Source organism: Stenotrophomonas koreensis, assembly GCF_001431525.1.
GTDB classification, from domain to species: Bacteria; Pseudomonadota; Gammaproteobacteria; order Xanthomonadales; family Xanthomonadaceae; genus Stenotrophomonas; species Stenotrophomonas koreensis.
The window spans coordinates 1-5,230 of record NZ_LDJH01000020.1; the positions used below are offsets into that span (position 1 = coordinate 1).

The window sequence follows — 5,230 nt, forward strand, 5'->3', positions numbered from 1 at the left end:
TATATGGTTCCTTCAGGGGGCTTGTGCCCCGGGAGATCTCATCTTGAGGCGCGCTTCCCGCTTAGATGCTTTCAGCGGTTATCGCTTCCGAACATAGCTACCCGGCAATGCCACTGGCGTGACAACCGGAACACCAGAGGTTCGTCCACTCCGGTCCTCTCGTACTAGGAGCAGCCCCTCTCAAATCTCCAACGCCCATGGCAGATAGGGACCGAACTGTCTCACGACGTTCTGAACCCAGCTCGCGTACCACTTTAAATGGCGAACAGCCATACCCTTGGGACCGACTACAGCCCCAGGATGTGATGAGCCGACATCGAGGTGCCAAACACCGCCGTCGATATGAACTCTTGGGCGGTATCAGCCTGTTATCCCCGGAGTACCTTTTATCCGTTGAGCGATGGCCCTTCCATACAGAACCACCGGATCACTAAGTCCTAGTTTCCTACCTGCTTGATCCGTCGATCTTGCAGTCAAGCACGCTTATGCCTTTGCACACAGTGCGCGATGTCCGACCGCGCTGAGCGTACCTTCGAGCTCCTCCGTTACTCTTTAGGAGGAGACCGCCCCAGTCAAACTACCCACCATACACGGTCCTGGATCCGGATAACGGACCTCAGTTAGAACGTCAAGCACGACAGGGTGGTATTTCAAGGATGGCTCCACTGCAGCTGGCGCCACAGTTTCATAGCCTCCCACCTATCCTACACAGACGAACTCAACGTTCAGTGTAAAGCTATAGTAAAGGTTCACGGGGTCTTTCCGTCTTGCCACGGGAACGCTGCATCTTCACAGCGATTTCAATTTCACTGAGTCTCGGGTGGAGACAGCGCCGCTGTCGTTACGCCATTCGTGCAGGTCGGAACTTACCCGACAAGGAATTTCGCTACCTTAGGACCGTTATAGTTACGGCCGCCGTTTACTGGGGCTTCGATCAAGAGCTTCGCCTTGCGGCTGACCCCATCAATTAACCTTCCAGCACCGGGCAGGCGTCACACCCTATACGTCCACTTTCGTGTTTGCAGAGTGCTGTGTTTTTGATAAACAGTCGCAGCGGCCTGGTCACTTCGACCACCACCAGCTTATACCCGCATGGGCCACCGGTCGTGGTGCACCTTCTCCCGAAGTTACGGTGCCATGTTGCCTAGTTCCTTCACCCGAGTTCTCTCAAGCGCCTGAGAATTCTCATCCTACCCACCTGTGTCGGTTTACGGTACGGTCTGCGTAAGCTGAAGCTTAGGAGCTTTTCCTGGAAGCGTGGTATCAGTGACTTCGTCTAATGACTCGTCTCGGTGCTCGGTCTTGAAGGATCCCGGATTTGCCAAAGATCCAAACCTACCGCCTTTCCCCAGGACAACCAACGCCTGGTACACCTAACCTTCTCCGTCCCTCCATCGCACTTACGCGAGGTGCAGGAATATTAACCTGCTTCCCATCGACTACGCATTTCTGCCTCGCCTTAGGGGCCGACTCACCCTGCGCCGATTAACGTTGCGCAAGGAAACCTTGGGCTTTCGGCGTGCGGGTTTTTCACCCGCATTATCGTTACTCATGTCAGCATTCGCACTTCCGATACCTCCAGCAGACTTCTCAATCCACCTTCAACGGCTTACGGAACGCTCCTCTACCGCGCATCACAAAGTGATGCACCCCAAGCTTCGGTTCAGTGCTTTAGCCCCGTTAAATCTTCCCCGCAGACCGACTCGACCAGTGAGCTATTACGCTTTCTTTAAAGGGTGGCTGCTTCTAAGCCAACCTCCTGGCTGTCTGTGCCTTTCCACATGGTTTTCCACTTAGCACTGAATTTGGGACCTTAGCTGTGGGTCTGGGTTGTTTCCCTTTTCACGACGGACGTTAGCACCCGCCGTGTGTCTCCCATACAGTCCGTCTCGGTATTCGGAGTTTGCAATGGTTTGGTAAGTCGCGATGACCCCCTAGCCATAACAGTGCTCTACCCCCGAGAGGATACATATGAGGCGCTACCTAAATAGCTTTCGAGGAGAACCAGCTATCTCCGGGTTCGATTAGCTTTTCACTCCTAATCACACCTCATCCCCTACCTTTGCAACGGGAGTGGGTTCGGGCCTCCAGTGCGTGTTACCGCACCTTCACCCTGGGCATGACTAGATCACCCGGTTTCGGGTCTACTGCCCGCGACTATGCGCCCTTATCAGACTCGGTTTCCCTTCGCCTCCCCTATACGGTTAAGCTTGCCACGAACAGTAAGTCGCTGACCCATTATACAAAAGGTACGCAGTCACTCTTTCGAGCTCCTACTGCTTGTACGCACACGGTTTCAGGATCTATTTCACTCCCCTCTCCGGGGTTCTTTTCGCCTTTCCCTCACGGTACTGGTTCACTATCGGTCGGTCAGTAGTATTTAGCCTTGGAGGATGGTCCCCCCATATTCAGACAGGGTTTCACGTGCCCCGCCCTACTCGATTTCACTGATAAGGCCTTTTCGAATACCGGGCTATCACCGTCTATGGCCAACCTTTCCAGGTTGTTCTTCTAAAACCAAACCAGCTTAAGGGCTGTTCCCCGTTCGCTCGTCGCTACTCAGGGAATCTCGGTTGATTTCTTTTCCTCCGGTTACTTAGATATTTCAGTTCACCGGGTTCGCTTCCAGCAGCTATGTATTCACTGCAGGATACCGCTCAAAGCGGTGGGTTTCCCCATTCGGACATTACGGGATCAATGCTTGTTGCCAGCTCCCCCGCACTTTTCGCAGGCTGCCACGTCCTTCATCGCCTCTGACCGCCAAGGCATCCACCGTGTGCGCTTATTCGCTTGACCATATAACCGCAAGTTGCCTTGGGCTACATTTGATCCAGGGGTACAAAGCCTGGATACGAACATAACGACTCAATTAATAAAGAGACTTACGTCTCTCGCCTTAGCCTCACGACACGTCAAGATTGGACATCTCAAACGCTCGCTACGTCACAAGTTTTAAAAGAACAGATACCAGCCACAGTGCTGATGTCTATTGAATTCTTTGTATGCGCCTAATCATTCAGAGTGGTGGGTCTGGGAGGACTCGAACCACCGACCTCACCCTTATCAGGGGTGCGCTCTAACCACCTGAGCTACAGACCCAATGTTCTGTCACAGCTTAGTGGTGGAGCCTGTCGGGATCGAACCGACGACCCCCTGCTTGCAAAGCAGGTGCTCTCCCAGCTGAGCTAAGGCCCCATAAACAGGGACAACTTACGAAGCCTGTTGGCTTCGTATCTCTGAATGCAGGTTGCTTGTGAGGATGTCTGCAAGGCTGTTGCTGCCTTGCTCAAAAGGAGGTGATCCAGCCGCACCTTCCGATACGGCTACCTTGTTACGACTTCACCCCAGTCATCGGCCACACCGTGGCAAGCGCCCTCCCGAAGGTTAAGCTACCTGCTTCTGGTGCAACAAACTCCCATGGTGTGACGGGCGGTGTGTACAAGGCCCGGGAACGTATTCACCGCAGCAGTGCTGATCTGCGATTACTAGCGATTCCGACTTCATGGAGTCGAGTTGCAGACTCCAATCCGGACTGAGATGGGGTTTCTGGGATTGGCTTACTCTCGCGAGTTTGCAGCCCTCTGTCCCCACCATTGTAGTACGTGTGTAGCCCTGGCCGTAAGGGCCATGATGACTTGACGTCATCCCCACCTTCCTCCGGTTTGTCACCGGCGGTCTCCTTAGAGTTCCCACCATTACGTGCTGGCAACTAAGGACAAGGGTTGCGCTCGTTGCGGGACTTAACCCAACATCTCACGACACGAGCTGACGACAGCCATGCAGCACCTGTGTCTGAGTTCCCGAAGGCACCAATCCATCTCTGGAAAGTTCTCAGCATGTCAAGGCCAGGTAAGGTTCTTCGCGTTGCATCGAATTAAACCACATACTCCACCGCTTGTGCGGGCCCCCGTCAATTCCTTTGAGTTTCAGTCTTGCGACCGTACTCCCCAGGCGGCGAACTTAACGCGTTAGCTTCGATACTGCGTGCCAAAGTGCACCCAACATCCAGTTCGCATCGTTTAGGGCGTGGACTACCAGGGTATCTAATCCTGTTTGCTCCCCACGCTTTCGTGCCTCAGTGTCAGTGTTGGCCCAGGTAGCTGCCTTCGCCATGGATGTTCCTCCTGATATCTACGCATTTCACTGCTACACCAGGAATTCCGCTACCCTCTACCACACTCTAGTCGCCCAGTTTCCATCGCAGTTCCCAGGTTGAGCCCAGGGCTTTCACGACAGACTTAAACAACCACCTACGCACGCTTTACGCCCAGTAATTCCGAGTAACGCTTGCACCCTTCGTATTACCGCGGCTGCTGGCACGAAGTTAGCCGGTGCTTATTCTTTGGGTACCGTCAGAACAACCGGGTATTAGCCGGCTGCTTTTCTTTCCCAACAAAAGGGCTTTACAACCCGAAGGCCTTCTTCACCCACGCGGTATGGCTGGATCAGGCTTGCGCCCATTGTCCAATATTCCCCACTGCTGCCTCCCGTAGGAGTCTGGACCGTGTCTCAGTTCCAGTGTGGCTGATCATCCTCTCAGACCAGCTACCGATCGTCGCCTTGGTGGGCCATTACCCCGCCAACTAGCTAATCGGACATCGGCTCATTCAATCGCGCAAGGCCCGAAGGTCCCCTGCTTTCACCCGTAGGTCGTATGCGGTATTAGCGTAAGTTTCCCTACGTTATCCCCCACGAAAGAGTAGATTCCGATGCATTCCTCACCCGTCCGCCACTCGTCACCCAAGGAGCAAGCTCCTCTGTGCTACCGTTCGACTTGCATGTGTTAGGCCTACCGCCAGCGTTCACTCTGAGCCAGGATCAAACTCTTCACTTAAAACTACATGTCCGAGGACAAATATTTTTGCAGTAGAAGCTGACCTGGCAACGTATCGCTTGCTTTAAAACAATTAATATGTTGCTTGATCGGCTATCTACAAGATGGACAGTCATCCAACCTGCAGACACCCTCACAAGAAACCTGCGCATACTTTCAAAGAACTTCGGATGTTGGCCTCAGCGCCGAATCCGTTTCGCGGTGACTTTCGTCGTAGCGAGCCGCCCATTATAGCGGTCTTTTTGCTTCCGTCAACACCTTTTTGAAGGGGTTGGCATCTGCTGCTTTGACGTAGCTACGAGAGCTTTCACCGAAGCGAGCCGCACATTTTGACAGGATTTTCATCTTTGTCAACACCTGGTGCCGGTGATCCAAGGATCGGGCTTGCCAGGTCGT

At 53.6% G+C, this 5,230-nt stretch carries 2 tRNA genes and 2 rRNA genes; all 4 read right to left on the reverse strand.

The features are described from left to right. Nucleotides 1-2,796, reverse strand: a 23S ribosomal RNA gene (locus ABB25_RS11190); the annotation flags it as partial. A 226-nt stretch (nt 2,797-3,022) separates the two neighbouring features. Continuing rightward, nucleotides 3,023-3,099: transfer RNA gene (locus tag ABB25_RS11195), tRNA-Ile, on the reverse strand. 20 nt (nt 3,100-3,119) lie between these two features. Further along, a tRNA-Ala gene (locus tag ABB25_RS11200) sits at nt 3,120-3,195 on the reverse strand. 94 nt (nt 3,196-3,289) lie between these two features. Next, a 16S ribosomal RNA gene (locus tag ABB25_RS11205) occupies nt 3,290-4,834 on the reverse strand. Between the last annotated feature and the right edge of the window lie 396 nt (nt 4,835-5,230).